Source organism: Mesorhizobium sp. M8A.F.Ca.ET.021.01.1.1, assembly GCF_003998025.1.
Lineage (GTDB): Bacteria > Pseudomonadota > Alphaproteobacteria > Rhizobiales > Rhizobiaceae > Mesorhizobium.
Window position 1 is genome coordinate 1 of the sequence record NZ_RZSJ01000700.1, and the last position, 2,892, is coordinate 2,892.

Annotated in this window: 3 protein-coding genes and 2 pseudogenes; 1 reads left to right on the top strand and 4 read right to left on the bottom strand. The window is 63.0% G+C overall.

All coding sequences use genetic code 11. From position 1 onward, the window contains the following. Nucleotides 1–351: pseudogene (locus tag EOA36_RS32430) on the bottom strand (hypothetical protein); the annotation flags it as partial. Between the two features lie 100 nt (nt 352–451). Then, nucleotides 452–988, bottom strand: a complete 537-nt coding sequence (locus EOA36_RS32435) for a hypothetical protein (RefSeq protein ID WP_127280898.1) — start codon at nt 986–988, stop codon at nt 452–454. Between the two features lie 85 nt (nt 989–1,073). On the opposite strand from EOA36_RS32435, the gene EOA36_RS32440 reads away from it, so the two are divergent. Continuing rightward, nucleotides 1,074–1,904 carry an AraC family transcriptional regulator gene (locus tag EOA36_RS32440; protein WP_127280899.1) on the top strand — a complete coding sequence of 277 codons (831 nt, stop codon included), beginning with the start codon at nt 1,074–1,076 and terminating at the stop codon, nt 1,902–1,904. A 98-nt stretch (nt 1,905–2,002) separates the two neighbouring features. Here the strand turns inward: EOA36_RS32440 and EOA36_RS32445 are convergent. Together EOA36_RS32445 and EOA36_RS32450 are read right to left on the bottom strand one after the other, a co-directional pair. After that, nucleotides 2,003–2,548: pseudogene (locus EOA36_RS32445) on the bottom strand (ParB-like protein). Beyond that, nucleotides 2,545–2,892 (bottom strand): sodium-independent anion transporter (locus tag EOA36_RS32450; protein WP_145969430.1); only part of this gene is annotated, 348 nt, incomplete at its 5' end. The gene EOA36_RS32450 and the pseudogene EOA36_RS32445, both read right to left, overlap by 4 nt.

Below are 2,892 nucleotides of genomic sequence, written 5' to 3' on the forward strand. Positions count from 1 at the left end.
GTCCTTACCCTCGGCCCGCCCGATCTGGCGCGAGTAATCGTGGTTGAGCGGATCATTCCAGATGATGTGCCAGCCACCGATCCCAGGATCGAAGATGCGCAAAGTCGTGCCATACATGGTGGACCGCGCAGGGCGCCTGGGCCTGATCCAGATGTCCTGAATCGCGCGGCCTTCGAGTACCCAGCCGAAATGGCATTCTCCGGTCCATTTCTGGATCGTGCCGTCGTCAAGGTGGCGGACCGTGTCCATTTCCCAGCTTCCGATCAGCCATCCATAGAGGTCCATATCTTTCGCTCGGTCGGCTGGGGGAGATTCGGATACGAGAGCAGTGAGAAATGAAGAAATCGCCATGGTCACGAGGCCCTTTCGCATCTGGCACATTGGGAGTCGCGGACGCCGTTCGAGACATGATCGAACATGCTTTTCTCCATTCTTACAATGTATTACAGCCTCATCTTGTTGCGGCTCGCCGCGCCAGGAACTCGACTTCCAGCCGCCATGTCACGCCGTCGTCGTGCGAGCGCTCGCCAAGCCAGCGGAAGGAATTCTCGGTGATCCGCGAAAAGCTCCAGCGCACCGACGACCCGGTGCCGTCGGCGCCCACTTGTACGATGGTGTCGCCCTCTGCGCGGCCAAGCTGGCGGCTGTAATACTGGTTGCGCGGGTCGCTCCAGAAAATGTGCCAGGCATCGGCGCTTGGGTCATAGACCCGCAATGTCGTGCCGTAAAAAGTCCATTTGCCGAGCGAAGGCGAGGGGCCGGCGTCACGCGCGGGCAGGATCCAGACATCCTGGATCGCCCGGCCTTCCAGCACCCAGCCGAAATGCACCTCGCCGCGGCCGGTCAGCACCGTGCCGTCCTCGAGATGGCGTGAGGCGTCAAATGTCCAGGCACCGACGAAGCGGCCGTAGAGGGCCAGTTTTTCAGCGAGCCCTTCGATCGGTCCGGGACTGTGCAAGGCTTCGGCAAATGAGGATTGGTCGACCATGGCTGCGGCCTCTTCTTGTCAGGAGACCGCGAGGAATAGGCGCTGGCAGGGTTCTGGGCTTGGGAAAAGTTGCTATATTTCGGTCATGACGGCGACCGCGAATACCCTTGCATCCGGACCTGACTGGCATGTGGCGGATGTCATCTGCACGGCCAGCGCCGGCGATCGGCCGTTCGAGGAAGCACATCGGGATTTTTGCGTCGCGGCGGTCACCGGCGGCTCGTTCCGCTACCGCGCGCAGCAAGGCACGGCAATGCTCGCGCCAGGCAGTCTCCTGCTCGGCAATTCCGGCACCTGCTACGAATGCGGGCACGAGCATGGCAGCGGCGACCGTTGCCTCTCCTTCCATTTCGGGCCGGCCTATATGGACCGGATCGTGGCTGATGTGCCGGGCGCCAGGACGCTCACCTTCGCGGCGCCACGCCTGCCGCCGTTACCGGCCCTGGCGCCGTTGCTGGCCGAGGCGGAAGCCGCACGCGACCTGGCCGACGCGGACGCCTTCGAGGAACTCGCCTTGCGCATCGCGGGTGCCGCCATGGCTACAATCTCCGGCGCCACGCATGCCGGGTGCGGCCCAAGCCGCCGCGATCAGAAAAGGGTTGCCGAGGCGGTGCGGCGGATCGAACTGGGTGCCGACGGACCGATCTCGCTTCCAGCGTTGGCGGATGAGAGCGCGACCAGCCCCTATCATTTCCTGCGCACCTTCCGGCAGGTCGCCGGCATGACGCCCTATCAGTACCTGCTCAGGACCCGGTTGCATCGCGCGGCAGTGCGATTGCACACGTCGAACGATGCCATCTCGGCAATTGCTTTCGAGACCGGCTTCAACGATCTGTCGACCTTCAACCGCCGGTTTCGGCGGGTCATGGGCGAGACCCCGGGCCGCTATCGCGCCATGCGCGCGGGCAGCGGCTGAAAAGTTGCGTCACCACCCGTGGCATCAGTCCATGGTCGGCCCGCACCAGCCGGGCAGATAGTCGGCGTCCTTGCCCCTGACCAGCACGAGTGCATCCTTCATCGCCTTGTCGAAATTTTTCGCCACCGCGCCTTTGTCGATGCGTCGGCGCAGGAAATCCGCCCACAGGAATTCGCTGAACGGCGTGGTGTCCTTGGCGTAGCCACCCAGCCCGCGCAGTTCGCCAGCCATGCTCCGGTAAGGGTCGTCGACCAGTTCGCCGATGGTCTTCGGCAGGGCGGCATAAGCCCGGCGCTGGCCGTTTTCATCGAATGGATGCATCCAGCCGCGGTTGTCGAGCATGAAAAGGAACGCATGCTTGTCCAGTGCCGACAGATCGCTGATCACCGTCACGAGCACATCCTTGACGCCTTCCTCGATCAGGGCGCGGCGAGATGATGGTGATCGGTGACGTAGTTGCGGTTTTTCGGGCCCAACACGACCGGGATCATGTGCTTGCCCAGAAAGGCGCCTGTGTTCGCGGCGCTCTGCGAGCGGACCAGCTGGCGCTTGAGATCCACCTCGCGCATCCCGACAGTAATTTGCGTTGGCCGCAGTTCCTTGACCGGGACCGGGGTCACCAACGGCTCTCTCAGGACGATCATGGTGCACTCTCCTGGTTTTCCGGCGGGCCGGAATGCAGAGCCCTGACGGCGGCATCGACGCTGTGGAAGATCCGCTGCGGGCCGACGAGATCGATGATGCCGAACCGCGCAAGGGCTGCCTGGGCACGCACCGATTCCATCCGAGCAATGGCGAATATTGCGCCCGCATTGCGGCAATGGGTGATGGTTTCGATCAATGCCTGGGCGGCGGTGTAGTCGATTTCGACAATGTTACTGGCCTCCAGCACGACGAGTTTCACATCGCCCTTGCGGGCGTCGACCAGATCACAAAAGCCGCGTTTGAAACCGTCGGCATTGACGAAGGACAATGGCGCCTGGAACGC

What these genes read in the sequence shown, in the direction of transcription:
- EOA36_RS32435 (WP_127280898.1), bottom strand. Translation starts at nt 988, where the DNA reads ATGGTCGACCAATCCTCATTTGCCGAAGCCTTGCACAGTCCCGGACCG.
- EOA36_RS32440 (WP_127280899.1), top strand. Translation starts at nt 1,074, where the DNA reads ATGACGGCGACCGCGAATACCCTTGCATCCGGACCTGACTGGCATGTG.